Genomic DNA, 23,649 nt, shown 5'->3' on the forward strand with positions numbered 1-23,649 from the left:
TTTAGACAGAGAACGACAGAAGGAGAGATACATGACTCGCTACCCCCGCGACATGCAGGGTTACGGCCCCACCCCCCCAAACGCTCAATGGCCCGGCGGTGCAAAAATCGCCGTTCAATTGGTGCTGAACTACGAAGAAGGCGGGGAGAATAACATCCTGCATGGGGATGCGGCCACGGAAGCCTTCCTGTCCGAGATCGTAGGAGCTGCGCAATGGCCGGGGCAGCGTCATGCCAATATGGAATCGATCTATGAATACGGCGCACGGGCCGGGTTCTGGCGGCTTCACCGTCTGCTGAAAGACCTGCCGATCACCGTTTACGGTGTGGCGACGGCACTGGCCCGCTCCCCCGTGCAGGTCGCCGCGATGATGGATGCCGGCTGGGAGATGGCGACCCACGGGTTGAAGTGGATCGAACATAAAGACATGGCCGAGGACGAAGAACGCGCGGCGATTGCCGAAGCGATCCGCTTGCACCGGGAAGTCACCGGCCAAGCCCCACGCGGTTTCTACTGCGGGCGGTCGTCTGAGAATACTATCCGTCTGGCCGCCGAGACTGGGCAGTTCGCCTATGTCGCTGACGCCTATGCAGATGATCTGCCCTATTGGGTCGAGGTCGACAAGCGCGACCAGTTGATTGTGCCCTATACGCTCGATTGCAACGACATGCGTTTCGCCACGCCGCAGGGGTTCAACGCAGGCGCGCAGTTCTTTGACTATCTCAAGGCCAGTTTTGACGCGCTTTACCGCGAAGGGGCCGAAGGCGCGCCCAAGATGCTGTCCGTCGGGTTGCATTGTCGTCTCATTGGTCGTCCCGGACGGGTCGAAGCCCTGCGCCAGTTTATCGACTACGCGCAGAGCCACGAAGGCGTCTGGTTCGCCACCCGCGAACAGATTGCTGACCACTGGGCCCAAACCCATCCGCACCAACGCCGCGAGCGCCCCAGCCAGATGGACCGCGAGACTTTCGTCTCCAACTACGGCAGCATTTTCGAGCATTCCCCATGGATCGCCGAAGGCGCCCATGCGCTGGAACTCGGCGCGGGGCATGACACCGCCGTGGGGCTGCACAACGCGCTGGCGCGAATTTTCCGCTCGGCGTCGGATGACCAACGTCTCGGCGTCTTGCAAGCGCACCCCGACCTCGCGGGCAAACTGGCGCAGGCCAAGCGGCTGACGGCAGAGAGTACCTCAGAGCAAGCGGCGGCGGGGTTGGATGCGCTGACGGATGATGAACGCGAGACCTTCACCCAGCTCAACAACAGCTATGTCGAGAAACATGGCTTCCCCTTCATCATCGCCGTGCGGGACCACGACAAGGCCAGCATCCTCGCCGCCTTTAACCGCCGCGTGAACAATGACCGCGACACCGAATTTGCCGAGGCCTGTCGTCAGGTCGAACGCATCGCGGAACTGCGGTTGAAGGACATGTTGCCATGAGCCGGGAGTTGATCCTGCAACCGCTGACTGCCGAGGCGTTCGCGCCTTTCGGTGAGGTGCTTGAAGTGCGCGGCGCGCCCGACAAAATTATCAACCAAGAGCTTTGCGGACGGCATCACGATCTGGCCGACCTCGACTTCGGCACAGGCCGTGCGGGCATTAGCATCTTCAACGCCACGCCCCGCACCCTGCCCTTCACCCTCGACATGGTCGAGCGCCACCCCGAAGGCGCGCAGGCCTTCATCCCCATGCATCAAAACCCCTATCTGGTCGTCGTCGCCCCCGATGACGCGGGTAAGCCCGGCGCCTTGCAGGCCTTTCTCGCAGGCCCCGGCCAAGGCGTGAATTACCGCCGCAACACATGGCATGCGGTCTGCTGCCCGCTCAGCGCGCCGGGCCTCTTCGCCGTGGTCGACCGGATCGGGGATGGCGACAATCTGGAGGAACATTGGTTCGACACGCCTTGGGAGGTGGTCGACGCCGCAACATAAGCGCCATGCCCTCATCAGAAGCGGCAGGCGAGATCGGTCACAAGGGAGAATGACATGACTGACGCTTCACTGGGCACGCCCGCGCAATTGCGTGACCCGAATTACACCCCCGCGCTGTCCAAGGCGGTGCCTCTGGGCATTCAGCATGTGCTGGCGATGTTCGTCTCGAACGTGACGCCTGCGATCATCGTGGCGGGGGCTGCGGGGTTTGGCTTTGGCTCGGACGCCGGGGCGCAGGGTTTCCCGGACATGACCTATCTGATTCAGATGTCGATGCTCTTCGCCGGGATCGCCACGCTGTTTCAGACCATAGGGATGGGCCCGGTTGGTGCGCGGCTGCCAATTGTTCAAGGCACCAGCTTTGCCTTTCTCCCCATTATGATTCCGCTGGTTGCGGGCAAAGGGGTCGACGCCCTTCCCGCGCTGTTTGGCGGTGTGCTGGTCGGCGGTCTCTTTCATATGACCCTCGGCACATTCATCGGCCGCATTCGCTTTGCGCTACCGCCGCTGGTGACCGGGCTTGTGGTCACGATGATCGGCCTCGCGCTGGTCAAAGTGGGCATCCAATACGCCGCCGGGGGTGTTCCGGCGATGGACAAGCCGGAATACGGCAGCCTGCTGAACTGGTCCGCGGCGCTGGTGGTGATCGTCACGACGCTTGGGCTTAAGTTTTTCACCCGCGGGATGCTCTCGGTCTCCGCCGTCGTGATCGGCATTGCTTTGGGCTATGTCTATGCGTTGGCGATGGGCATGGTCACGGTTGAGGGTATCGCGACGAGCTGGAACCGCGCAGCAACCGTCGCCCTGCCGATCCCCTTTGCCTATGGGTTCGAGTTCAGCTTCGCCGCCATCGTGGGGTTCTGCCTCATGGCCTTCGTCTCCGCTGTCGAGACCGTGGGCGATGTCTCGGGCATCACCAAGGGCGGCGCGGGGCGCGAGGCGACGGATGCCGAAATCACCGGGGCGACCTATGCTGACGGTCTGGGCAGCGCGATTGCTGGGGTCTTTGGCGGATTTCCGAACACGTCCTTTAGCCAGAACGTCGGGCTGATCGCCATGACGGGGGTGATGAGCCGTCACGTCGTGACCATCGGCGCGCTGTTTTTGATCCTCTGCGGGCTGGTGCCAAAGGTCGGCGCGGTGATCCGCACCATTCCGATCGAAGTCTTGGGTGGCGGGGTGATCGTGATGTTCGGCATGGTTGTGGCGGCGGGCATTTCGATGCTGTCGGACGTGAACTGGAACCGGCGCAACATGGTGATCTTTGCGATTTCTCTGTCGATTGGTCTGGGCCTGCAGTTGGAGCCGAATGCGGTGCAATACCTGCCCGATACGCTGCGGATCTTGATGACCAGTGGTTTGTTGCCTGCCGCGCTGATCGCCATCGTGCTGAACTTGTTGCTGCCAGAGCAACTGTCGGATGAGTCGACCGAGGAAGTGTCTGGCGGATTGTCGGGCTATGGCAAAGGCTCGCTGGAAAAGCGGACCTAACGCAAAGAGGGGGCACCAGTTTGGCGCCCCCTCTTGTTTGACCACCCCAGCCCGGAAACAAGCCGCAGGCGCCGGGCCATCGCCTGCCCGTCCGTCACGCCAGAGGCGTGCCGTATTATGATGGGCGCACCTCCGGTGCGACCGGGTAGGCGATTTGGTGATGCTGGGTGCGACTTAGATAACGCACATCATGGCTGAACCATTAAGTGGCATGAATGACCGTTGGGATCGCCCACCCACGGGCAGGCGCTGGCCCGCAGCGCATCAGCGCAGCTTCATATGCCGGTTCACATCTTTATACAGCAAATACCGAAACGGCCCCGGCCCGCCCGCATAGCACGCCTGCGGGCAGAAGGCGCGCAGCCACATGAAATCGCCCGCCTCCACCTCAACCCAATCCTGATTGAGCCGGTAAACTGCCTTACCCTCAAGCACATAAAGCCCATGCTCCATCACATGGGTCTCGCAAAAGGGGATCACCCCGCCCGGCTGGAGCGTGACGATGGTCACATGCATGTCATGGCGCAGATCGTTGGGATCGACAAAGCGCGTGGTGGCCCAAACCCCATTCGTATCAGGCATCACATTCGGCGCGATGTCCTGCTCATTTAGAACCAGTGGGTCGGGATGATCCAGCCCTTCGACCGCCTCGTAGGCCTTCCGAATCCAGTGAAACCGCGTCACCTCGCCGCTGTCGTTCTTCAAGGTCCAAGTCGCGCCCGCTGGAATATAGGCATAGCTGCCTTCGCGCATCGCGTGGCTCTCTCCGTCAATGGTCAGGGTAAAGCCACCCTCAACCACGAAGAGCACACCCTGCGCTTGGCTGTCCAACTCGGGCCGCTCAGAGCCGCCACCCGGCTGCACTTCCATAATGTACTGAGAGAACGTCTCGGCAAATCCGCTCAACGGGCGAGCAATCACCCAGAGCCGCGTGCCTTCCCAGAAAGGCAGGAAGGACGTTACGATATCGCGCATCGTCCCGCGGGGCAGCACCGCGTAAGCTTCGGTGAAGACAGCGCGATCTGACAACAAAGTTTTCTGATCGGGGTGGCCGCCAGTTGGCGCGAAGTAGCTTGGGGGGGTCATCGTCTTTCTCCATCAGGGGCTTGATTGAGAATTACGGCAAGCCGCGCTGAGGCCAAGGGTTTAATTAAATAAGGATTATTCGGCTAAATTTGATAGTATTGGGTAAGGAAGCTTTAATGCCGTCCAAATTATTTTCGCACTACCGTCACGTTTTACCCCTGTCCCGGCCCAAATTTCCTGCCAGAAAGCGCGCCATGGAAAAAGACACCGCCCCAATACCCAACACTGCGAAACCCACGGCAGTGACCCGCCGCCAGCGTATCTTTGATATTTTGTGCCATACCGGACGCGCCGAGGATACGGCAGCGCGGGTTGCCAAACCCCGCCACCACTTGCTGGATGCCGAGACAGCACGGCTTTTGCAGCAGCGTGCATTGGCATCGTTGAAGAGCCCGAAGCACAAGCGCTCGCGCTCTGACGGCTGGCCGCACGGCATACGCGCAGCGCTGCGCCCTCGTTAAAAGAATGCTGCGGCCTCAAGCCCGACGGTGATTGCGCCAATCGGCACGCCGGTGGTTGGATCTATGATAGCGACCGATACTTGCCCCTGATAGGTTTGGGTGCTGTCGTCGAAATCTACTTCCTCAACATAGATCTCACCCGGACCACCAAAATAGCTATTGATAAACTTGGCCTCGTCGCCCTGCCAATAATCAGAGGTGGCGGAACTCGCGGCAACCGTCAGCCCGTGGGCGTCCATCAAGAACACCTCCGTGATACGCCCACCAGAACGAGCGACTTGTTTGCGCAGGAAGTCTGATACGGGGGCAGATAGGACCGAATCTACAAGCGGGCGGCGTGTGCTGTGCACTTGCGCCAGCCAATCCTTATTACGGGCAATGATTTCCGGTGGGGTCATGCCGCTATGCCGTTGGTTTTGCGCCTTTATTGCCTCGACGATCTGCGCATCGTTAATCCAGCTCAGCAGATCACGGTCGATATAGGTTGTCAGCGCCCAAGGCGCTTCCGCGGCAGCGGGTCTGTCGGTGGGGGTAAAAGTCGTAGCAGACGTCAAAGCTATGACCGCTAAAAGCGGCAGAGCTAACAGGTAGTTGGGCATCACAGGGTCCTTGGCAGAGCCGCGGTCTTTGGACCACGCGAGCTCTATCTAGGACAGTCGCATTTACACGATGTTAATGCGGCCTGTTTATGCCGCCGCGCCTTTGAACCCGGTGGCCACAACAAATTTCTCAGAGGAATCCGCACGGCTCGCCGGGGGTTTGATGTTTGCGACCTTCGTAAAGCGCATCTTCAAAAGCTTTTGCAGCTCCCCCTCCGCCCCGCCTGCCAGCACTTTGGCGACAAAGGTACCACCGTCCTCAAGTACATCAAAGGCAAAATAGGCCGCCGCTTCGCAAAGTGCTATGATCCGCAAGTGGTCGGTCTGCTTGTGGCCTGATGCCGAGGCCGCCATGTCCGACATGACCACGTCGGCCTTGCCGCCGAGCCATTCCTTCACCTTCAAATCCGCATCGTCTTCCATGAAATCAAGCTGATGCAACTCGCAGCCCGCAATCGGCTCCATTTCCTGCAGGTCGATGCCGAGGATCGTGCCCTGCGCCTTGCTCTTCTTTTCGCCCAGTACATTGCAGCGTTTCACCGCCACCTGACACCAGCCGCCCGGTGCCGCGCCCAGATCGACGATCCGCGCGCCGGGGACAAGGAAGCGGTACTTATCGTCCAATTCCATAATCTTATAGGCCGCGCGCCCGCGATAGCCTTCGGCCTGCGCGCGTTTGACATAGGGGTCATTGAGCTGCCGCTGCAACCAACGGGTCGAACTGAGCTTGCGCCCGCGCGCCGATTTCACCTTAACCTTAAGGTCGCGCTGCCCGCGTCCTGAGGTGTTCTTGCCGTCCGGTGTCTTGGTCATCAAAAGACCCCTTCTTCTAATACGCCATCGGCGCTCATCTGTGCATATAGCAGGCCCTCGCGCAGACCGCGATCCGCAACTGACAGACGATCCGTCGGCCAGCAACGCATCAGCGCTTGCAGGATCGCCGCGCCCGACATGATTAAGGCTGCCCGGTCCTGACCGATGCGCGGATCAGCCCGGCGGCCACCCGGCCCCATGGCGATATAAGAGTGAATGACCTTGTCAATCTGCGCGCTGGTCATGCTGAGGCCATCGACCTTGGTCCGGTCATAACGTTTCAGGTTCAAATGGCTCGCCGCGACGGTGGTCACCGTGCCGGAGGTGCCCACGATCTGGAACCGTTTTTGCGACTGGATTGATTGATAAGGCGTAAAATCCGTCAAGTTCTCTTCAAAGAACCACGACATCAGCGCAAAGCGCGCCGCGTCGTCTTCAACGTCCGAGAACTGATCGCGCAGCGTCGCCACGCCCAAAGGCACGCTGATCCAGTCGACCACGCGCGCTGAGGGCACATCGGACTTGGCCTGATTGAACCCATCTTGCAGCCGCATGATTGAGCGCGCCCGGTCGGCTTTCGGGACCTTGGAAATGTCGATCCAGACAAGTTCTGTTGAGCCGCCGCCGATGTCGACAACCAACAAGTTTTCCGTCTTGCGGCTGACCAGCGGCGCGCAGGAGATCACGGCCAGCTGGGCTTCTTCCTCGGGGCGGATGATGTCGAGCTTGAGGCCGGTCTCGCGCTGGATACGGCGCATGAATTCCGCACCGTTATGGGCCCGGCGGCAGGCTTCGGTCGCGACCAACCGCATGTTGCGGACCTTGTTGCGGCGCAGTTTTTGCTGACAGATGCGCAGTGCCTGTATGGTGCGCGCCATCGATCCGCGCGACAACCGCCCGGTTTTTTCCAATCCGGCACCCAATTGCACCGATTTCGAAAAACTGTCCACCACATGGAAACCGCTGCCGCGAGGCTGGGCGATCAACATGCGGCAGCTATTTGTGCCCAGATCGAGAGCCGCATAGAGTTCGTTTGATCTGGGCGGAACTGGCGCGGGGCTCAGAGCCGGTATGTCCTTGTCGAGCGCGCCCGCACCTCTGGGACGCTGTGGCGCCATGGGTTTGCGCCTTTCATATCGAGTTGTCCCAAGGGTATGCGCTGCGCGGCACCTGTGCAAGTGGTCGCAACGCCTGCCGCGACGTTCAGCGGCGTTTCTCCGCCCGCGCTCACAATGATCTTGAGAATAATGAGCCCGCCCGGCCCTCGTTCGCCCAGCCTCGATACGCTATGACCGGGGTCAAGTCGCGGATGGGTCGTGTTTTGTCGAAAAACGGCCCTGTCCTGACCGCGGCGGAAGCTAGACAGAATGAAATCGGACCAAAGGAATCAGCCCATGCCCGCAGTCACCATCGTATATTGGCGCGATATTCCAGCGCAGGTGATCGTCGGCAAAGGCCGCCGCGGTTCCAAACGCCAATTGCCGGAGCGGTTTGAGCAGGCGATCGACCGCGCCGCGATGAAAACCGGCGCGGCGGGGACGGATGAATACCTCGCCGAGTGGCGCAAGGCCGCGCCGGTGGAGGTCGAGGGCGACCCTGATTCCGTCGCAGATGCCGAAGTGGCCCGGATTGACGCGGAATACGACCGCGACCGTATCAAGCAACTGATTGATAACAATGGCTGGGCATAGCCTGCCACTCTGTCTGCAACGCATATGATCAAGGACACGCTCATGGCTTTGTTGAACTTCCGCAAGAAAGACTTGCCCGCCCCCGCGGCCCCTTCAGCCGAGGTCGAAGCCTTGCTCAAAGACTATTCCATCGAGGTCATGCCGCGCACGGCTGAAAAGGTCGAAAACTTCCGCGCCCTGCTGCCCGGAGGCACCCGCGTTTATATCGCGCATATCGACGGCACACCCATTGAGGACATGGTTGCCACGGCGGCTCGGCTGAATGCCGACGGCTTCAACGTCATGCCGCATTTCCCCGCCCGCATCATCAAAGACCGTGCCACGCTGGCCGATTGGATCGCCCGCTATCAGGGCGAGGCCGATGTGCGCCAAGCGCTGCTGCTGGCGGGTGGTGTCACGACACCTGCGGGCGAGTTCAGCGACAGCATGCAGTTGATGGAGACTGGGTTTTTTGATCAAGCGGGCTTTACCCGCATACACGTCGCGGGCCACCCCGAAGGTAACCGCGACATTGACGTCGAAGGCGGGCGGCTCAAGGTCGATGCCGCGCTGAAATGGAAAAACGACTTCCAAACCCGCACCGATGCGGAAATGGCTATTGCCACGCAGTTTGCCTTTGAAGCGCAGCCGATCATCGAATGGGCCGACAGCCTTCAGGCCGCAGGCATCACCCTGCCCGTTCACATCGGCGTCGCGGGCCCGGCGAAACTGCAAACCCTAATCAAATTCGCCATCGCCTGTGGCGTCGGCCCCTCCCTCAAAGTGCTGCAAAAGCGCGCGATGGACGTGACCAAGCTGCTGTTGCCATATGAGCCCGCAGATGTGATCAACGACTTGGCCGCGCACAAAGCGGCGCACCCGGATTTCAACATCACCCATGTGCATGTCTTCCCGCTGGGCGGGATCAAGACCAGTGCCACATGGGTTCAAGAGAATGGCGGCGCCTCTGGGGTGCCAGCCGACGCAGCCTGAAGGACCAGACCACATGACCAGAACCGTCATCGAATCCAAGACCAAGACCGCCGTGATCGGCTTTGAAGAGCCCTTCTGCGTCATTGGTGAGCGGATCAACCCCACGGGGCGCAAGATCCTCAGCCAAGAGTTGGAGCAGGGTGATTTCTCGCGCGTGGAGGCCGATGCCATCGCGCAGGTTGCTGCCGGAGCCACAGTGCTGGACGTGAACTCGGGTGCAGTCTTCTCCAACAAAATGGCTGAAGACCCGCGCTATGCGGACAACAACTTTGTCGAGCCGATGCTGATGCCGGAACTCATCAAGATCGTGCAAAACGCCGTCGACGTACCGATCTGCATCGACAGTTCGGTCCCCGGCGCGCTTGAGGCGGGCCTGCAGGCTTGCGAAGGCCGCCCGCTGTTGAACTCGGTCACTGGCGAAGAAGAGCGGCTGGAACTCGTCCTGCCCTTGGTCAAAAAGTACAATGTGCCAGTCGTAGCGATCTCCAACGATGACACCGGCATTTCCGAAGACCCGGATGTGCGCTTTGCCGTGGCGAAAAAGATCGTCGAGCGCGCAGCCGACTTTGGCATCCCTGCGCATGACATCGTGGTCGACCCGCTGGTCATGCCAATCGGCGCCATGGCAACCGCAGGCCATCAGGTCTTTACCCTCGTGCGCCGTCTGCGCGAGGAATTGGGCGTGAACACCACCTGCGGGGCGTCCAACATCTCTTTCGGTCTGCCCAACCGCCATGGCATCAACAACGCCTTCCTGCCCATGGCCATGGGCGCGGGCATGACCAGCGCGATCATGAACCCGGTGGCGCTGCCGGTGGGTCAGGCCAAGATCGACGAGAAGAAAGCCCAATTGGCGGCACTCGGTCTGGTGCTGCCCGAAGACATGGACGACGAAACCTTCGTGCAGCTTTTCGGCATGGGCTCGACCAAGCCGCGTCCGGGCAAGGAGATGGAAGCGATCCGCGCGGCCAACTTCCTGTTTGACCGTGACCCGCATGGCACCGAATGGATCAAGTTCAACAAGGTCGCGCCCAAAGCTGGCCAAGAAGGCCGGGGCCGCGCGGGCCGCACCGGCGGGCGGCGGCGCCGCTAAGGCAAGCAGCAACACGCTAACAAATATAGACCCCGCAGCCCCGGCTTGCGGGGTCTTTTCGTATGATCTGTCGGTTTTCACGATCCAAGCTAACGGCAGTAACGTGGTCTTAACGCACCGCTCGCTAGAACAGGCCAGACCTGATCCAGACCGGAGCGCGCCTTATGATACTGCAAGCTTTGCCCGAGGCGCCTCAGCAATGAGCGCAGAGAGCGACAGCAACGGTGATGCCAAGCCCAAATCCGGGCAGAGCGGGATCATAGCGCCCGAGGGCAAATTGGACCTCTCGACCGTTGGCGCGCTGCATAAGGCGCTGTCCGACGCGCAGGGCGATAGGGTCGCGCTTGATCTGTCCCGCGTCACGCATTTCGGCGCACTTGCACTGCAAACGGTCCACGCAGCAGCCTTGGCCACCCAAGCGCGCGGCGCCAGCTTTGGCATACTCAACGCATCCGACCGCGTGCTGGCGCAGATGTCGGCCATGGGCATGACCCCAGAAACCATCACGGAGCCGCCACAATGAGCCTCAACATCCTCGCTGTGGATGACAGCCGCACCATGCGCGACATGATCCGCCTTGCACTCCAGCCTGCGGGCTTCACCGTTCATACTGCCGATGACGGTCTGCATGGGATCGACGTATTGGATGGGATCGAACCGGATGCAATCATTACCGACATTAACATGCCCCGTATGGATGGCTTCGGCTTTATCGACGCCGTGCGCGGGCAAGAACAACACCGCGCCACGCCGATCCTCGTGCTGACCACCGAAGCAGCACCCGAGCTAAAAGCCCGCGCGCGGGAGGCGGGCGCAACCGGTTGGATCGTCAAACCCTTCGACCCGGCCAAATTGGTCAAAGCCCTGCAAATGGTCGCCGGATAGGAGCCGCCTGCCCATGTCCACTGAAAACGACCCGATGGCCGAGATCCGCGCCTCCTTCTTTATAGAATGCGAGGAACTGCTCGAAGCGCTGCAAGACAGCCTACAGATCATGGACGATGGCGCAGAGGACGGCGAGACGATCAATGTCGTCTTTCGCGCGGTGCATTCGATCAAGGGCGGTGCCGGGGCCTTTGGTCTCGACGCTCTGGTCCGCTTTGCGCATCGCTATGAAACGGTCATGGACGAAGTGCGCACGGGCCGGATGGAGGCAGATGTCGCGGCGCTTAAGGTGTTCTTTCAATGTGCCGATCATCTCTCAGACCTCGTCCGCCACAGCCGTGATGGGGGTGCCGATCCTGCTGAGCAGAGCGCGGCGCTGCTAACTCGGCTTGACGCCCTCCTTGGCGAGGAAGGCGGCTCTGCTGAGCCTGAGCCAGAACCGGAGATTGAGTTTCAGCCTACGGGCCTTACCCTCGATCTCGCCGCGCTTGATGATGCGCCAATGGGCGACCTCTCTGATCTTCCTGACCTGCCGCCGCTGGACAGACTTCCCGACCTGCCCGCGCTGAGCGGGGTCAAGACCTACACCCTGCACTTCGCCCCCGAGCCGGAGTTGTTCGAGACCGGCAACGAGCCCTTCATGCTCCTGCGCGCCCTGCAAGAACTCGGCACTGCGCATGTCACCTGCGACACGTCGCGGCTGCCAGCGCAGAAGGATCTGATACCGGAACAACCCTACCTTAGCTGGACAATTGAGCTGGAAACCGAAGCGGAAGAGTCTGAAATCCTGTCCGTTTTCGAGTTTGTCGAAGGGCTCTGTAGCCTGAAACTAACTGGTGCGGGTGAGGACGCGGGCTCAAGTGAACTCCCTGACCTTTCCCCCGAGATACTGCCCGCGGCCTCTCCAACTCCCGAGCCCCTCAAACAGGCAGAGCCTGAACCGGTATCGCCGGCGCCCCCTCCAGCGCCAACAACACCAGCCATCGCGCCCAAGGCACCGCCCGCGAAAGCAGCCGCCGCCAATACCCCTGCCGCCGTCAAAAGTGTCGTGCGGGTCGACCTCGACCGGATCGAACGGCTGGTAAATCTGGTGGGTGAGTTGGTGATCAACCAAGCGATGCTGAGCCAAAGCCTCGAAGATGCGAACCTGCCGCCCCATGGGGATGCGATAAGCGGGTTGGAAGAGTTCCAGCGTTTGACTCGCGACATTCAGGACTCGGTGATGATGATCCGCGCACAGCCGGTCAAATCCCTGTTTCAACGCATGTCCCGTATCATCCGCGAAGCCTCTGCCGCCGTAGACAAAGATGTGCGCCTGCATACGGAGGGCGAGGCCACCGAAGTCGACAAGACCGTGATCGAGAGGCTGGCCGACCCGCTTACCCATATGATCCGCAATGCCGTGGACCACGGGCTTGAAACACCGGCGGACCGTATCGCCGCGGGGAAACCCAGCGAGGGTCAGGTCAAGCTCACCGCAGCCCATCGCTCCGGGCGGGTGATCATCGAAGTCTCGGACGACGGTGCCGGCATTAACCGCCCGCGGGTGCTGCAAATTGCCATCGACAAAGGGCTGATCCCTGCCGACTCGCAACTCAGCGACAGTGAGATTGACAACCTGTTGTTCTTGCCGGGGTTTTCCACAGCCAGCACCGTGTCGGACCTTTCGGGCCGCGGCGTGGGCATGGACGTAGTGCGCACCGCCATCCAAGCGCTCGGCGGGCGGATCGCGATCACCTCAACCCCCGGCAAAGGCACAATATTCTCCATCTCCCTGCCCCTGACTCTCGCGGTTCTCGACGGCATGGTGATCGACACTGCCGGAGAAACGCTGGTCGTCCCGCTGAACCTGGTCGTTGAAACGCTCACCTTCTGCGCCGAAGACGTGTCGATGATCCGTCCGGGCCAGCATGTGGTGCGGGTACGGGGCGCGTTCGTGCCGGTTGTCGATTTGGGGGCCGAGCTTGGCTATCGCCCGCCGCTCAGCAATTTCGAAGGCGCAGTCGCCCTGCTCATCGCACATGAGAACGGCAGCCGAGCAGCGCTATTGATCGACAATATTCTCGACCAGCGACAGGTGGTGATCAAAGGTCTGGACGACGGTTTCTTCCGCGCCCCGGGCATCGCCGCAGCGACGATCCTCGGCGACGGGCAAATCGCCCTGATCCTCGACCCGTCCGACATCATCAACAACGCGGCGCAGCCGCCCCAAGAGCGCCTTGTAGGAGCCTCGGCATGAGTGACCAAGACAGCCCCACGACAATCGAACTTCTGACATTCCAACTGGCAGGTCAAGAATATTCGCTCGACATCATGTCGGTGCGCGAGATCCGCAGTTGGACACGTGCCACACCCCTGCCCCATGCGCCCGCTTGCATGCGCGGGGTCATCAATCTGCGCGGCACCGTGCTGCCGGTTATGGATCTCGGCGAGCGGCTCGGCCTGCCGCCCCGGGCGCAGAGTGACCGGGCGGTAATTATCGTTGTCACCCACGGGGAAAGCATGACCGGGCTTTTGGTCGATGCTGTCTCGGACATCATCGCGCTCACCCGCGACGACCTGCAACCACCGCCTGACATGGCCAATGGGGCGACGACCGGTATGGTCAGTGCCTTAACGCTGATCGACGAACGCATGGTCCGTGTTCTTGACCTTGCCGCGACCGTTTCCTTAGAAGAAGGACTGGCGGCATGAGTGCAGGCGTTTGCGATCTTACTCTTGATCCTAAAAGCTTTCGTACCATCGCGGATCTGGCCTACCGCGAAAGCGGGCTGACCCTGGTCGAAGAAAAAGCCTCAATGATCCAATCCCGTCTGCGGCCCCGCCTGCGGATGTTAGGCCTGCGTGATTTCGCGCAATATAGCGCCTTTGTCGGCTCTGACGCCGGGACGGATGAACGCAAACAGCTGATTTCGGCGTTGACCACCAATGTGACCCACTTCTTTCGCGAGAACCATCATTTCAAGACGCTAGAGAAAGTCATCGATGCCCGCCTGCCCGAGTTGCGCGCGGGCAAGCGGATGCGCATATGGTCGGCGGGCTGTTCGAATGGTCAGGAAGCCTATTCTGCTGCCATGACCCTCCTTGAGCGTTGTCCCAAAGCAGCAGAATATGACCTTCGCATCCTAGCCACGGATATCGACCCACAAGTCGTCAGCTTTGCCCGACGCGGCAGCTATGCTGCGCGGTTAATGGATGGCGTCTCTGAAACTTTGCGGAAGACCTATTTCGATAGGGGTACTGGCGGGCAGGAGCCGATGTTCACCGCAAAACCCGAACTGAAGAACCTGATCCACTTCAACGAGCTCAATCTGCTTGCACCCTGGCCGATGCGGGGAAGCTTTGATGTTATCTTCTGTCGGAACGTGGTGATCTATTTCGATCTCGCGACGCAAACCGGTCTCTGGCCGCGCTTTCTCAAAGCACTCCGCCCTGACGGACATCTTTTTCTCGGCCACTCCGAACGCATTGCTGCCCCGGAATCCCTCGGGTTCTGTACCGACGGGCCGACGAGCTACCGACCTCTCACTTCCTGACACGCACTCGCGTGCTCACTATTGACTGCACAAGGAAACAGAAATGGCATTGCGCGACCAAATTCGGATCATGGTGGTTGATGATATGTCCACCAGTCGCGGCTTGATCACACAGGCGCTCGATAGCTTCGGGGTGCGCGACGTCGCCGTGGCCGAGAACGGGAAGGAAGCACTTCATGCACTCGCCAAACGGCCGGTGCATCTGGTGATCTCGGACTACAATATGCCTGAGATCGACGGTTTGAAACTGCTGCATTACCTGCGCGCTGGCGCCAGTACCAAAGGTGTCGGTTTCGTTTTGGTCACGGGACGCGCAGAGCAAGAGATCATCGACCACGGCAAAAAGCTCGGCATGAACAATTACTTAAAGAAGCCATTCCAGCCCGAAGACCTACGCAACTGCATCGAAGCTGTGGTTGGGCGTCTGTAATGACCGTCCCGCCGCCGGCCGCTCTCACGGCCGAAGCTTTGCTCTCTCGTCTGTCGGACCATCTTGATGGCCTAGCAGCCGATGTGCACCGGGTGGAACAGGTGGTGGGCGGGCACGCCACGACCACGCGCCCTACAGACAGCGCGATCGTTCAATTGCAGAGCCTCGACCATCTGCGGCAATCGCTCGAAGATCTCTCTTTGCTCACATTATTCCTAGCGCGCCCGGGCAGCGACGGGCGGTCGGGGTTGTCAAACCCCGCATGCATTAGGGACCGCCTGCGTCTTGGCTGTACGCGGGCGCTGTTTGACGCTCCCCTGCCGGTGGCCGAACAGCCGTCTCTGGCCCAGTCGGGTGATATCGATTTGTTCTAAGTCTGTCGCGGACACGGTCTGCGATGACCCTTCACCGAAGTGCTGGTTAGAGCAACTCCAACCCATTGCCTTCTATGGTATTGGCGGGCGGCGTGACAGTCTCCCGCAAGGGCGCGCTGCGCGTCATTTTTTGCCGTACGACCCCGATGACCGGCCAGAACATCACCTGCCGTGCTGCCGTTCCACCGACGGACTGGGCGGTGCAGGTGATGTTTTCACGCTCCAAAAAGCCCAGGGTAAACGAGATATTCTTTGCCCCGATCTCGGACAGGCCGTCGACCATCCGCGCACCGCCAAAGACTTTGGCCTGCAATCGGTCCCGACGCGCGCCGAGTTTCAGCAACTCGTTGATCAACAATTCCATCGCATTCACACCGGCCATGTCACATGGCAGGTTGTTGTGCTGCCGCTGAGCGAGCAGCATGTGGTTCATGCCGCCCAACTGGCTCACATGGTCCCATAAACAGCAAGCCACGCAAGACCCGAGGACCGTTGAGATAACGGTATTCGGATCCGCCGAGACAGCATGTTGCCCTTGGGTGATGACAATCGTTTCACTCATCTTGCAAAGCTCCGACGACGATGATGGGCTGCAACGGCGCTGTTGATCGCCTCACCAATATTCTCAATAGGTAACTGCTCCACGATGGCGCCGGCCTCCCATGCGGCCTTGGGCATGCCATAGACAACACTGCTGTCTGCGTCCTGCCCGATGGTATGTGCGCCCGAGCGGTGCAGTAGACGCATGCCTTCGGTCCCGTCGCGGCCCAGCCCCGTTAGGATCGCTGCAATAACATCATGACCGTAGGGGGCCGCTGAGCAAAACAGGGCGTCCACGGAAGGACAATGCGCGCCCCGCTCTGCGTCATCGCGCAAATGCCCTTGCCACAATCCGTTCCGCCTAACGAGCTCGGTCTGCCGGCCCACTTCGGGTGCAAGACGAACCTGCCCCCGGCGCAGGGGCACGCGGTCATCAACAAGCCCCACATCATGCGGCAGTTTGCGGTCCAGCAGCTTGGCGAAGCTAATTAGGAAGGTCGCCGGCATATGCTGGACGATGACCGTGGGCGGCCCATCAGTTGCCATGGTCGCAAGCACCGTTTCAAGCGCCGTGACCCCGCCCGTTGACGCACCGATCAGGACAATCGCACCATCTTTTTCTTCGGCCTCTAACGGGGCGACGGGCTGCAATGCGCTCCTTTTCAGCAATGGCTGATATTGGCTGCAAGCCGCGGAATAGACCCGGCGCGCAATGTCCTTTGCAGACAGTTTGGAGACGCTCTGCCCCGGCTTTACGATACAATCAACAGCCCCTAAAGACAGCGCTTGGATCGCCGTGTCTGATCCGCTGCTTGTCGATGCGGACACCATGACGACGGGCATCGGATGCAGCGTCATAAGCCGTTCGAGGAAAACCAAGCCCGACATGCCCGGCATCTGCACGTCGAGCGTGAGCACATCAGGCTGCGTCTCTTTAATAACTTTTCGCGCGGTCTCTGCGTCGCCAGCTTCACCGACGACCTCAAGGCGTTTGTCTTGTTGAAGCACATGACGGAGCCAGGACCGGATAGACCGGGAATCGTCTACAATGGCGACCCGTTTCGCTGGCCTTCTCATAGCCGGTTGCGGCTCGGTCGGGTCCAGCAGCATCAGCCACATCTCCGGGCGCAGAGCGGATCATGTCCTAAGAACGGTACCAAATGAAATCGCAAACAATGCATCGCGCATTGGCCCTCTACCCCAACCACATGAGAGGACTTAACCGCAGAGCGATAAAAAGCAGGTTAAGATTGAACCGGTTCGAGTGACGCCTGACTACAAAGGCCAACCGGGCCTATGTTTGAAACCCGGCAGCGGCAAAAGCGATCAGATGCTCCATTTGGGAACTAGGCTTTGCGGGCACCGCGCCCAGCGTATCAAAACGGTGCTGAGAGGTCAGAACCGCAAGCGTGGCTGAGACGGTAAAGACAAAGGCCTCGGCCACCTGATCTTTTGTCTTCTGAGGCAACCTCTCGCAAATGGCCTGAACAAACACCTGCGCCACCGGGTCGAAACAGGTTTCAGATATCTTTGCCCAGCGGGGATCGGCGGACACGAATGCCACAAGCCGCGCGTAGTGCTGCCAGCGCGGGTCGTCGCGCGCGAGATCGAAGAAGGGGCGCACAAAGGCGCTGAGTATCTCTTCAAGCCGATGATCTGCCTGTGAGGTGACTGCCTCCAACGTGGTAAGCCGCAGTCGAGCCAAAGTCTCGGCGCGGCGAGCGACGACCCGGTGGAACAAAGCCTCTTTCCCGCCGCCGTGATGATGGATCGTGCCGACCGGCTCTCCCGCTTCGGCGGCGATATCGCGAATGGTTGCGCCGTCAAAGCCGCGTTCGGCAAAGACTTTCTCTGCCGCGTCGAACACCCGCGTCTTCGTTGCCAGCGCCCGCTTTGACGGGGCGCGTTTGCGCGGGGGGGCGGGCATGGGCTGCGGCGTTTTCATAAATTTATCTTGCCTAACTTCGAACACCTGTTCAAGTTAAGATCAAGCGATGGAGGGCGCGATGGGAGAGACACAAGACAAGTTCGCCTTGATCGGGGCGGGACCAATGGGGCTGGCCGCAGCAAAGCTGCTGGCGGAACAGGGGATCGCCTTTCAAGGGTTTGAACTTAACTCAGGCGTCGGCGGCCTATGGGATATTGAGGCCCCCCGCTCCACGATGTATGATACCGCCCATCTGATTTCTTCAGCGCGGATGACGGAATTTACCGATTTCCCGATGCGGAGCGGCGTGCCGGAATACCCCTCTCACCATGAAATGAAGCGCTATTTTCAGGAGTTTTCCAATCATTTCGATTTGGCGAAACACTATCACTTTAGCGCCGAGGTTACCCGGTGTACCCCCTTAGGCGCAGCGGGCGCGGGTTGGGAAGTCACCTGGCACGATGCCGACGGTGAGCACGTTGAGGTTTTCGCCGGAGTGTTGATTGCCAATGGCACATTAAGCACCCCGAATAAGCCCACGTTCAAAGGCAGCTTCGACGGTGAGTTGATCCACTCTGCCGACTACCGCAACCCGCGTCAGTTCGCAGACAAGCGGGTGCTGGTTGTCGGGGCGGGCAACTCGGGCTGCGACATTGCAGTAGATGCGATCCACCATGCACGCTCGACCGATCTGTCAATGCGTCGGGGGTATTACTTTGTCCCGAAATACATTTTTGGCAAACCCGCCGACACGATGGGGGGCGCGGTCAAACTGCCTATGGCCCTCAAACGGATCGTGGACGGCGCCATTCTGAAATGGTTCGTCGGTGATCCCCAAAAATACGGATTTCCCAAGCCAAATTACCGGCTGTACGAAAGTCATCCAATTGTGAACTCGCTGGTGCTCTACCATGCCGGTCACGGCGATATTGCCATTAGGCCCGATATTGAGCGCCTCGACGGCAAAACCGTCCATTTCAAAGATGGTTCTGCGGCTGACTATGACATGATCCTGACCGCCACGGGCTACAAGCTGGACTACCCCTTCATCGACGCGGAACATCTGAACTGGCAGGGCGACGCCCCGCATCTTTACCTGAACTGCATGCATCCGGAACGGGACGACCTCTTTGTTCTGGGTATGGTCGAGGCATCGGGTCTGGGCTGGCAGGGGCGACATGAACAGGCGGAAATGGTCGTCCGCTATATCACCGGATTGCGAGACGGCAGTGCAGAGGCGCAATCGCTAAAGGAAACCAAGGCACAGGGATTTGACCGCGCCACGGGGGGGATGGATTACATCGAACTGCCGCGCATGGCCTATTACGTCGACAAGGCAACCTATCGAAAGGCCGTCACCGGCTGGGTTCGCCGCCTCGGAGGGTCGGCGCAATGATTGATGACGCCGTTCTGGACTTTTCATCTGGCTCGCTCTTTGTGCTGAATGCGATCCTTGCTGTGGTGATGTTTTCCATCGCCATAGACCTCAAACCGCGCGACTTCCAAGCACTGTCGCGTGCGCCAAAGCCGCTTATTGTAGGGCTTTTCTCGCAATTTGTGGTCCTGCCGGTTCTCACCTTTTTACTGGTGCTCGCGACTCAACCGCAGGCGTCAATTGCGCTTGGGTTGATCCTCGTTGCCGCTTGTCCGGGGGGGAATATTTCGAATTTCATCACCCATCGCGCCGGGGGCAATGCAGCGCTTTCAGTTTCAATGACAGCTTTCGCCACGGTCGCCGCGATCCTACTCACGCCGTTGAACATTGCGCTTTGGGGGAGCCTTTATGCCCCTTCAGCAGAAATTCTGCGCAGCACCAAACTGGATCCAGTGAGCATCGCGATTACCGTGGGGCTGATGCTTGTGCTTCCGCTGATGCTCGGGGTGATGTTGAACGCAAAACGGCCAGATTTAACGGCGCGTTTGCGGCGGCCCTTGCAATGGCTGTCGATGGGTATCTTCCTTGCCTTTATTGCCGTGGCTCTGGCTGCAAACTGGGGTCTGTTTCTGGCTTTTGCAGGCGGGATCGCCGGGTTGGTCATTGCGCATAGCGCGCTTGGACTGGCCGGCGGCTATACCACCGCAACGCTTGCGGGTCTTTCCCCCTTTGATCGACGCGCAGTAACCATCGAGACGGGCATCCAAAATTCCGGTCTTGGCCTCGTATTGATCTTTGGCTTCTTTGGCGGGCTCGGCGGGATGGCGATCGTTGCGGCTTTCTGGGGCGTCTGGCATGCGATCTCTGGCCTTGCTCTGGCGGCGATGATGTCGCGGAAAGAGGCCGCCCGATGACCTCGATCCTGATTACTGGTGCCGCCGGGATGGTTGGCCACGCCGTGGCCGAGGCGCTGCCTGCGCCCGAGACGATCGTCACGGACCTGACCCCCGGCACCCTGCCCCCGCATCTGCATTTCGTACCGCTGGATGTGACCGGGGATGACCCCGATGTTGTGATCGGTAAATACCGCCCCGAAGTCGTTGTGCATTTGGCCTCGATTGTCACACCGCCGCCCGGGATGGAACGGAAAGCAGCCTATGAAGTAGACGTGATTGGCACACGCCGGGTGTTGGAAGCCTGCGTCAAACACGGGGTAAGGCGCCTTGTAGTGACCAGCTCTGGTGCGGCTTATGGCTACCACGCTGACAATCCCGTGCCGTTAACCGAAGATGCGCCTTGTCGGGGCAACCCGGAATTCCCCTACGCCGACCACAAGCGGCAGGTTGAAGAAATGTTGGCCGAGGCCCGCGCGCGGCATTCCGGACTGGAACAAGTTGTACTGCGGGTTGGCACTGTGCTGGGCGCCGGAACGGACAACCAGATCACCGCTCTGTTCCGCCGCAAACGTCTTTTGGCGGTGCGCGGCAGTGATAGCCCCTTTGTCTTTATCTGGACCAAAGACCTCGCCCTTATTGTCGAACGCGCCGCGACCGTAGGCCCTCCGGGGATTTTCAACGTCGCAGGAGATGGTTGGCTGACGGTTGACCAATTGGCAGAGGCGATGGGCAAGCCCGTCTTGCGCCTGCCGCCGAGCTTGCTCAAGGTGGCATTGGCTTTGGGCAAACCTCTGGGCCTCACCCGTTATGGGCCAGAACAACTGCGGTTTTTGCAGTACCGCCCCGTTCTGGACAATCACCGGCTGAAAACCGTCTTCCGCTATGTGCCGCGTCTCACCTCCGCCGAAGTTTTCGATCTCTGGTGGCGCGAGGTGCAGGCATGAAGACGGCAGTCATATCCGGCGGGTCTGGCGGTTTGGGCCGCGCCTTGGCCTCCCAACTCGAAACGCAGGGCTGGTATTGCGTCTCGCTGGACGTCAACATCGCGGGATTAGAAGAAACCGCCCACCGCTGGCCCATCGCCGTCGACCTTACGGATTCCCCCGCGCTGACAAAGGCCGCCCAGCAAATCATCGCGAAACGCCCCTCCATCGACATGGTTATTTACAACGCAGGTGTTTCGCAAATCGTCCCCTTTGCCGAGGCTGATGCCCAAAGCCATCGCCGGGTGTTCGAGATCAACTATTTCTCCGCCGTCGAACTTGCGCGCCACTTCCTGTTGCCTCTACGGCAAAGCAAGGGAACGCATCTGGCGATCTCTTCGGTGGCAGGTTTTGCGCCGCTGCACGGTCGTACGGCCTATGCCGCCTCCAAACACGCGCTGCAGGGGTTCTTCGCCTCTCTGCGCGGAGAGGAGGCCCCCTTTGGCGTGCGATGCCATGTCGCGGCTCCGAGCTTTATCGCAACGAATATTGGAAATGCGGACCGCAAGGAAGACGGTATTCTGCGGCCCGGTGCGGCACAGGACGGCATCGACTATATGGCGCCGGACGCGGCAGCCGCCATCATCTTGCACGGCGTAGAAAAACACCGAGATTTCATACCCGTGGGTCGGGTCGCACGCTTAGCCTCATGGCTCATGCGGCTGTCACCTGCGCAATATGAACGGGCCATGCTCCGCAGCATTCGGAAGAAGGCTTCCGCTCAAGGGCACATTCCGTCGGTTGATTAATAAGTAAACCTTACTATATGGGAGGCTTGGTAATTCCGGAGCCCCCATGCAGCAGCCTATCGACAGCGACAACTTTTCCTTTCTCCTGCTTGATGTGGCTCGGCTGTCTCGCGCCGAGTTTGAGCGCCGTGTGACGGCTGCGGAGTTGGGGATCACGCCGGGCGAAGCGCGCACCCTGGCGAATGTCGCCTGCTACGGCCCGATGCGCCAGCACGACCTCGCGGGGCTCACCGGCCTTGGCCCGATGAGCGTGACCGGCATGATTGACAACCTAGAGAAAGCCGGTCTGGTGCAACGCAGCACTGATCCAGAGGACCGTCGCGCGAAGCAGGTGCAGGTGACCGATAAAGCCGAAGGCCTTTTGACCGCCTTGCACCACATCGGCGAAGAGGTCCGCGCCATCTCTCGCGGGAATCTGACAGCCGACGAATGGGATCTGTTCCGCCGGATGCTTAAGACCGCCCGAGACAACCACCTCTCCGCCCGCCGCAACAGATGTACCGCCGGAAAGGGCAAAGCATGAGCCTGTCAGAGACCGCCCCGATCGCTCAAAGCGTCACAGCACCCAAGATGTCCATTCGTCGGGTCAGCCTGCTGGGCGCCTTGTTCATCGCCACCGGCCCAATTGCCATGGCGCTTTACACCCCTGCGATGGCCGAAGTGGTTGCGGCTTACGGCACGACGAACTCTTTAGTGAAGATGACGCTGACCCTCTATTTCGCCGGGTTCGCCACGGCGCAGTTGATCGCGGGGCCGGTGTCAGACGCATTGGGCCGCAAGCCCGTGATCATCAGCTTTATGTTGCTCTTTGTCGCGGCAAGTCTACTGGCGCTCATCGCGCCGACAATCGAGACCCTAATCGCCGCGCGGTTCATGCAAGGTGTGGGGGCGAGCGCCGGCGTGGCAATATCGCGCGCTCTTGTCCGCGATTTGTTTGAGGGGGACGAATCCTCGCGCATCATGAACCTCATGGGCATCATCCTCGCCGTCGCACCGGCCATGGCCCCTGCCCTCGGCGGCATGGCTGTCACTCATGCGGGGTGGAGGTCGGTCTTTGCGCTGATGATGCTATTCGGTCTCGTGGTCGTCAGCTTTTCGATCTGGAGCCTGCGGGAAACCATTGTGCCAGACCGCAGCCGCTTGAACCTGCGCGCCTTGGGCCGATCTTACCTTACGCTCGCCGGGAACCGTCACTTCATGACCTCTTCCCTGACCATTGCAGGCTCCATTGGTGCGATTTATGCGCTGGCCACGGTCCTACCTTTCATACTGATGCAAAAGCTGGGGCTTAGCCCCACTGCTTTCGGACTATGGATGCTGTCACAATCGGGTAGCTTCTTTCTCGGCTCCCTGCTGGTGCGGCAATTAATGAAACGCTATAGCGCCTATGACCTTGTCGCGCCGGGCTTGGGGGTGATCCTCCTTGGCAGCGCACTGATCTTCTCGCTGCTCTTTGGTGCGCCATCGGTCCTTCGGGTGATGCTGCCGGTCGCCGTCTATACCTTCGGCATCGCCTTCGTCATGCCCGCCATGTCCACCGCCGCACTGGCCCCCTTTCCCCGCATCGCCGGAGCAGCCTCCTCGCTGATGGGGTTCCTCCAGATGGGCGCGGGGCTTCTCGTGGGCTCTATCGCGGCGCTCTTCGATAACCCAGTTGTCGCGCTCGCCATCTTGATCCCGACGATGGGCGTTGTGGCCAGCCTGTCCTATGCGCTCTATCGCAGCGCGCCCCATCTGGCCGAGCCAGAGCCACGCAAGGACGTGATCAGCGGACCGCCTGCTGGGCGTAGTTGGGTGCCGTCGGACAAGGATTAAG

27 protein-coding genes are annotated in these 23,649 nt (G+C 60.3%); 20 read left to right on the top strand and 7 right to left on the bottom strand.

Features of this window, described 5'->3' with window-relative positions:
* Positions 1-31: 31 nt before the first annotated feature.
* The 3 genes from puuE to BLS57_RS09815 are packed head-to-tail and all read left to right on the top strand — an operon-like array spanning position 32 to position 3,423.
* Positions 32-1,441, top strand: a complete 1,410-nt coding sequence (gene puuE, locus BLS57_RS09805) for an allantoinase PuuE (protein ID WP_093741718.1) — start codon at positions 32-34, stop codon at positions 1,439-1,441.
* Positions 1,438-1,932 (top strand): ureidoglycolate lyase, encoded by a 495-nt coding sequence (locus BLS57_RS09810; RefSeq protein ID WP_093741720.1) that lies wholly within the window; start codon positions 1,438-1,440, stop codon positions 1,930-1,932. The genes puuE and BLS57_RS09810 overlap by 4 nt, the downstream gene beginning before the upstream one ends.
* A gap of 54 nt (positions 1,933-1,986) precedes the next feature.
* Entirely contained in the window at positions 1,987-3,423 is a 1,437-nt protein-coding gene (locus BLS57_RS09815; protein WP_093741722.1) for a nucleobase:cation symporter-2 family protein, read from the top strand.
* A gap of 264 nt (positions 3,424-3,687) precedes the next feature.
* Here BLS57_RS09815 and BLS57_RS09820 read toward each other — a convergent pair whose 3' ends face one another.
* Positions 3,688-4,509 carry a bifunctional allantoicase/(S)-ureidoglycine aminohydrolase gene (locus BLS57_RS09820; protein WP_093741724.1) on the bottom strand — a complete coding sequence of 274 codons (822 nt, stop codon included), beginning with the start codon at positions 4,507-4,509 and terminating at the stop codon, positions 3,688-3,690.
* 194 nt (positions 4,510-4,703) lie between these two features.
* On the opposite strand from BLS57_RS09820, the gene BLS57_RS09825 reads away from it, so the two are divergent.
* Positions 4,704-4,970 carry a hypothetical protein gene (locus BLS57_RS09825; protein WP_093741726.1) on the top strand — a complete coding sequence of 89 codons (267 nt, stop codon included), beginning with the start codon at positions 4,704-4,706 and terminating at the stop codon, positions 4,968-4,970.
* Here the strand turns inward: BLS57_RS09825 and BLS57_RS09830 are convergent.
* The 3 genes from BLS57_RS09830 to BLS57_RS09840 all read right to left on the bottom strand — a co-directional run bounded on the left by BLS57_RS09830 (position 4,967) and on the right by BLS57_RS09840 (position 7,500).
* A complete protein-coding gene (locus BLS57_RS09830) occupies positions 4,967-5,569 on the bottom strand; it encodes a hypothetical protein (protein WP_244153648.1) in 603 nt (200 codons plus the stop codon). The genes BLS57_RS09825 and BLS57_RS09830 overlap by 4 nt on opposite strands.
* Positions 5,570-5,656: 87 nt before the next feature.
* Positions 5,657-6,382 (bottom strand): RlmE family RNA methyltransferase, encoded by a 726-nt coding sequence (locus tag BLS57_RS09835; RefSeq protein ID WP_093741728.1) that lies wholly within the window; start codon positions 6,380-6,382, stop codon positions 5,657-5,659.
* Positions 6,382-7,500, bottom strand: coding sequence for a Ppx/GppA phosphatase family protein (locus tag BLS57_RS09840; RefSeq protein WP_093741730.1), 1,119 nt, complete (start codon positions 7,498-7,500; stop codon positions 6,382-6,384). Before BLS57_RS09840 ends, BLS57_RS09835 begins: the two co-directional genes overlap by 1 nt.
* A 276-nt stretch (positions 7,501-7,776) precedes the next feature.
* Here BLS57_RS09840 and BLS57_RS09845 point away from each other — a divergent pair, with 276 nt between their 5' ends.
* The 10 genes from BLS57_RS09845 to BLS57_RS09890 all read left to right on the top strand — a co-directional run bounded on the left by BLS57_RS09845 (position 7,777) and on the right by BLS57_RS09890 (position 15,363).
* Entirely contained in the window at positions 7,777-8,073 is a 297-nt protein-coding gene (locus BLS57_RS09845; RefSeq protein WP_093741732.1) for a virulence factor, read from the top strand.
* A gap of 42 nt (positions 8,074-8,115) precedes the next feature.
* Positions 8,116-9,045, top strand: coding sequence for a methylenetetrahydrofolate reductase (locus tag BLS57_RS09850; protein WP_093741735.1), 930 nt, complete (start codon positions 8,116-8,118; stop codon positions 9,043-9,045).
* A gap of 13 nt (positions 9,046-9,058) precedes the next feature.
* Positions 9,059-10,138 (top strand): methyltetrahydrofolate cobalamin methyltransferase, encoded by a 1,080-nt coding sequence (locus BLS57_RS09855; protein WP_093741737.1) that lies wholly within the window; start codon positions 9,059-9,061, stop codon positions 10,136-10,138.
* A 199-nt stretch (positions 10,139-10,337) separates the two neighbouring features.
* The gene (locus BLS57_RS19750; protein WP_167356401.1) at positions 10,338-10,661 is read left to right on the top strand and encodes an STAS domain-containing protein; all 324 of its coding nucleotides are present in this window, start codon (positions 10,338-10,340) and stop codon (positions 10,659-10,661) included.
* Positions 10,658-11,023: a response regulator gene (locus BLS57_RS09865; RefSeq protein ID WP_093741741.1), complete on the top strand. Its 366-nt coding sequence runs from the start codon at positions 10,658-10,660 to the stop codon at positions 11,021-11,023. Before BLS57_RS19750 ends, BLS57_RS09865 begins: the two co-directional genes overlap by 4 nt.
* Before the next feature lie 13 nt (positions 11,024-11,036).
* Positions 11,037-13,262 (top strand): chemotaxis protein CheA, encoded by a 2,226-nt coding sequence (locus tag BLS57_RS09870; RefSeq protein ID WP_093741742.1) that lies wholly within the window; start codon positions 11,037-11,039, stop codon positions 13,260-13,262.
* A complete protein-coding gene (locus BLS57_RS09875) occupies positions 13,259-13,717 on the top strand; it encodes a chemotaxis protein CheW (protein ID WP_093741744.1) in 459 nt (152 codons plus the stop codon). The genes BLS57_RS09870 and BLS57_RS09875 overlap by 4 nt, the downstream gene beginning before the upstream one ends.
* The gene (locus BLS57_RS09880) at positions 13,714-14,559 is read left to right on the top strand and encodes a CheR family methyltransferase (protein ID WP_093741745.1); all 846 of its coding nucleotides are present in this window, start codon (positions 13,714-13,716) and stop codon (positions 14,557-14,559) included. The genes BLS57_RS09875 and BLS57_RS09880 overlap by 4 nt, the downstream gene beginning before the upstream one ends.
* 43 nt (positions 14,560-14,602) lie before the next feature.
* On the top strand, positions 14,603-14,989 hold the full coding sequence (locus tag BLS57_RS09885; protein ID WP_093741747.1) for a response regulator: 387 nt from the start codon (positions 14,603-14,605) through the stop codon (positions 14,987-14,989).
* On the top strand, positions 14,989-15,363 hold the full coding sequence (locus BLS57_RS09890) for a hypothetical protein (protein ID WP_093741749.1): 375 nt from the start codon (positions 14,989-14,991) through the stop codon (positions 15,361-15,363). The genes BLS57_RS09885 and BLS57_RS09890 overlap by 1 nt, the downstream gene beginning before the upstream one ends.
* 46 nt (positions 15,364-15,409) lie before the next feature.
* Here the strand turns inward: BLS57_RS09890 and BLS57_RS09895 are convergent, their stop codons facing one another.
* From BLS57_RS09895 to BLS57_RS09905, 3 genes are all read right to left on the bottom strand, one after another.
* Entirely contained in the window at positions 15,410-15,925 is a 516-nt protein-coding gene (locus BLS57_RS09895; RefSeq protein ID WP_093741751.1) for a chemotaxis protein CheD, read from the bottom strand.
* Positions 15,922-17,022, bottom strand: a complete 1,101-nt coding sequence (cheB, locus tag BLS57_RS09900; RefSeq protein ID WP_093741753.1) for a chemotaxis-specific protein-glutamate methyltransferase CheB — start codon at positions 17,020-17,022, stop codon at positions 15,922-15,924. Before cheB ends, BLS57_RS09895 begins: the two co-directional genes overlap by 4 nt.
* Positions 17,023-17,197: 175 nt before the next feature.
* Positions 17,198-17,848 carry a TetR/AcrR family transcriptional regulator gene (locus BLS57_RS09905; RefSeq protein ID WP_244153650.1) on the bottom strand — a complete coding sequence of 217 codons (651 nt, stop codon included), beginning with the start codon at positions 17,846-17,848 and terminating at the stop codon, positions 17,198-17,200.
* A gap of 61 nt (positions 17,849-17,909) precedes the next feature.
* Between BLS57_RS09905 and BLS57_RS09910 the strand changes: the two genes are divergently transcribed.
* The 6 genes from BLS57_RS09910 to BLS57_RS09935 are packed head-to-tail and all read left to right on the top strand — an operon-like array spanning position 17,910 to position 23,648.
* Complete coding sequence (locus BLS57_RS09910) at positions 17,910-19,226, top strand: flavin-containing monooxygenase (protein WP_093741932.1); 1,317 nt, start codon at positions 17,910-17,912, stop codon at positions 19,224-19,226.
* Positions 19,223-20,119 (top strand): bile acid:sodium symporter family protein, encoded by an 897-nt coding sequence (locus BLS57_RS09915; RefSeq protein WP_093741756.1) that lies wholly within the window; start codon positions 19,223-19,225, stop codon positions 20,117-20,119. The genes BLS57_RS09910 and BLS57_RS09915 overlap by 4 nt, the downstream gene beginning before the upstream one ends.
* Positions 20,116-21,045, top strand: coding sequence for an SDR family oxidoreductase (locus BLS57_RS09920; RefSeq protein WP_093741758.1), 930 nt, complete (start codon positions 20,116-20,118; stop codon positions 21,043-21,045). Before BLS57_RS09915 ends, BLS57_RS09920 begins: the two co-directional genes overlap by 4 nt.
* Positions 21,042-21,833, top strand: a complete 792-nt coding sequence (locus tag BLS57_RS09925; protein ID WP_093741760.1) for an SDR family NAD(P)-dependent oxidoreductase — start codon at positions 21,042-21,044, stop codon at positions 21,831-21,833. Before BLS57_RS09920 ends, BLS57_RS09925 begins: the two co-directional genes overlap by 4 nt.
* Before the next feature lie 46 nt (positions 21,834-21,879).
* Complete coding sequence (locus tag BLS57_RS09930) at positions 21,880-22,356, top strand: MarR family winged helix-turn-helix transcriptional regulator (RefSeq protein ID WP_093741762.1); 477 nt, start codon at positions 21,880-21,882, stop codon at positions 22,354-22,356.
* Positions 22,353-23,648 (top strand): multidrug effflux MFS transporter, encoded by a 1,296-nt coding sequence (locus BLS57_RS09935; RefSeq protein ID WP_244153651.1) that lies wholly within the window; start codon positions 22,353-22,355, stop codon positions 23,646-23,648. The genes BLS57_RS09930 and BLS57_RS09935 overlap by 4 nt, the downstream gene beginning before the upstream one ends.
* The last annotated feature ends 1 nt before the right edge of the window (position 23,649 follow it).

Origin of the sequence: Sulfitobacter delicatus (assembly GCF_900102535.1) — a bacterium.
Classification (GTDB): domain Bacteria; phylum Pseudomonadota; class Alphaproteobacteria; order Rhodobacterales; family Rhodobacteraceae; genus Sulfitobacter; species Sulfitobacter delicatus.

Excerpts from the sequence above, each read along its gene's own strand:
- puuE (WP_093741718.1), top strand. The coding sequence starts at position 32 with ATGACTCGCTACCCCCGCGACATGCAGGGTTACGGCCCCACCCCCCCA.
- BLS57_RS09810 (WP_093741720.1), top strand. The coding sequence starts at position 1,438 with ATGAGCCGGGAGTTGATCCTGCAACCGCTGACTGCCGAGGCGTTCGCG.
- BLS57_RS09815 (WP_093741722.1), top strand. The coding sequence starts at position 1,987 with ATGACTGACGCTTCACTGGGCACGCCCGCGCAATTGCGTGACCCGAAT.
- BLS57_RS09820 (WP_093741724.1), bottom strand. The coding sequence starts at position 4,509 with ATGACCCCCCCAAGCTACTTCGCGCCAACTGGCGGCCACCCCGATCAG.
- BLS57_RS09825 (WP_093741726.1), top strand. The coding sequence starts at position 4,704 with ATGGAAAAAGACACCGCCCCAATACCCAACACTGCGAAACCCACGGCA.
- BLS57_RS09830 (WP_244153648.1), bottom strand. The coding sequence starts at position 5,569 with ATGCCCAACTACCTGTTAGCTCTGCCGCTTTTAGCGGTCATAGCTTTG.
- BLS57_RS09835 (WP_093741728.1), bottom strand. The coding sequence starts at position 6,382 with ATGACCAAGACACCGGACGGCAAGAACACCTCAGGACGCGGGCAGCGC.
- BLS57_RS09840 (WP_093741730.1), bottom strand. The coding sequence starts at position 7,500 with ATGGCGCCACAGCGTCCCAGAGGTGCGGGCGCGCTCGACAAGGACATA.
- BLS57_RS09845 (WP_093741732.1), top strand. The coding sequence starts at position 7,777 with ATGCCCGCAGTCACCATCGTATATTGGCGCGATATTCCAGCGCAGGTG.
- BLS57_RS09850 (WP_093741735.1), top strand. The coding sequence starts at position 8,116 with ATGGCTTTGTTGAACTTCCGCAAGAAAGACTTGCCCGCCCCCGCGGCC.
- BLS57_RS09855 (WP_093741737.1), top strand. The coding sequence starts at position 9,059 with ATGACCAGAACCGTCATCGAATCCAAGACCAAGACCGCCGTGATCGGC.
- BLS57_RS19750 (WP_167356401.1), top strand. The coding sequence starts at position 10,338 with ATGAGCGCAGAGAGCGACAGCAACGGTGATGCCAAGCCCAAATCCGGG.
- BLS57_RS09865 (WP_093741741.1), top strand. The coding sequence starts at position 10,658 with ATGAGCCTCAACATCCTCGCTGTGGATGACAGCCGCACCATGCGCGAC.
- BLS57_RS09870 (WP_093741742.1), top strand. The coding sequence starts at position 11,037 with ATGTCCACTGAAAACGACCCGATGGCCGAGATCCGCGCCTCCTTCTTT.
- BLS57_RS09875 (WP_093741744.1), top strand. The coding sequence starts at position 13,259 with ATGAGTGACCAAGACAGCCCCACGACAATCGAACTTCTGACATTCCAA.
- BLS57_RS09880 (WP_093741745.1), top strand. The coding sequence starts at position 13,714 with ATGAGTGCAGGCGTTTGCGATCTTACTCTTGATCCTAAAAGCTTTCGT.
- BLS57_RS09885 (WP_093741747.1), top strand. The coding sequence starts at position 14,603 with ATGGCATTGCGCGACCAAATTCGGATCATGGTGGTTGATGATATGTCC.
- BLS57_RS09890 (WP_093741749.1), top strand. The coding sequence starts at position 14,989 with ATGACCGTCCCGCCGCCGGCCGCTCTCACGGCCGAAGCTTTGCTCTCT.
- BLS57_RS09895 (WP_093741751.1), bottom strand. The coding sequence starts at position 15,925 with ATGAGTGAAACGATTGTCATCACCCAAGGGCAACATGCTGTCTCGGCG.
- cheB (WP_093741753.1), bottom strand. The coding sequence starts at position 17,022 with ATGTGGCTGATGCTGCTGGACCCGACCGAGCCGCAACCGGCTATGAGA.
- BLS57_RS09905 (WP_244153650.1), bottom strand. The coding sequence starts at position 17,848 with ATGAAAACGCCGCAGCCCATGCCCGCCCCCCCGCGCAAACGCGCCCCG.
- BLS57_RS09910 (WP_093741932.1), top strand. The coding sequence starts at position 17,910 with ATGGGAGAGACACAAGACAAGTTCGCCTTGATCGGGGCGGGACCAATG.
- BLS57_RS09915 (WP_093741756.1), top strand. The coding sequence starts at position 19,223 with ATGATTGATGACGCCGTTCTGGACTTTTCATCTGGCTCGCTCTTTGTG.
- BLS57_RS09920 (WP_093741758.1), top strand. The coding sequence starts at position 20,116 with ATGACCTCGATCCTGATTACTGGTGCCGCCGGGATGGTTGGCCACGCC.
- BLS57_RS09925 (WP_093741760.1), top strand. The coding sequence starts at position 21,042 with ATGAAGACGGCAGTCATATCCGGCGGGTCTGGCGGTTTGGGCCGCGCC.
- BLS57_RS09930 (WP_093741762.1), top strand. The coding sequence starts at position 21,880 with ATGCAGCAGCCTATCGACAGCGACAACTTTTCCTTTCTCCTGCTTGAT.
- BLS57_RS09935 (WP_244153651.1), top strand. The coding sequence starts at position 22,353 with ATGAGCCTGTCAGAGACCGCCCCGATCGCTCAAAGCGTCACAGCACCC.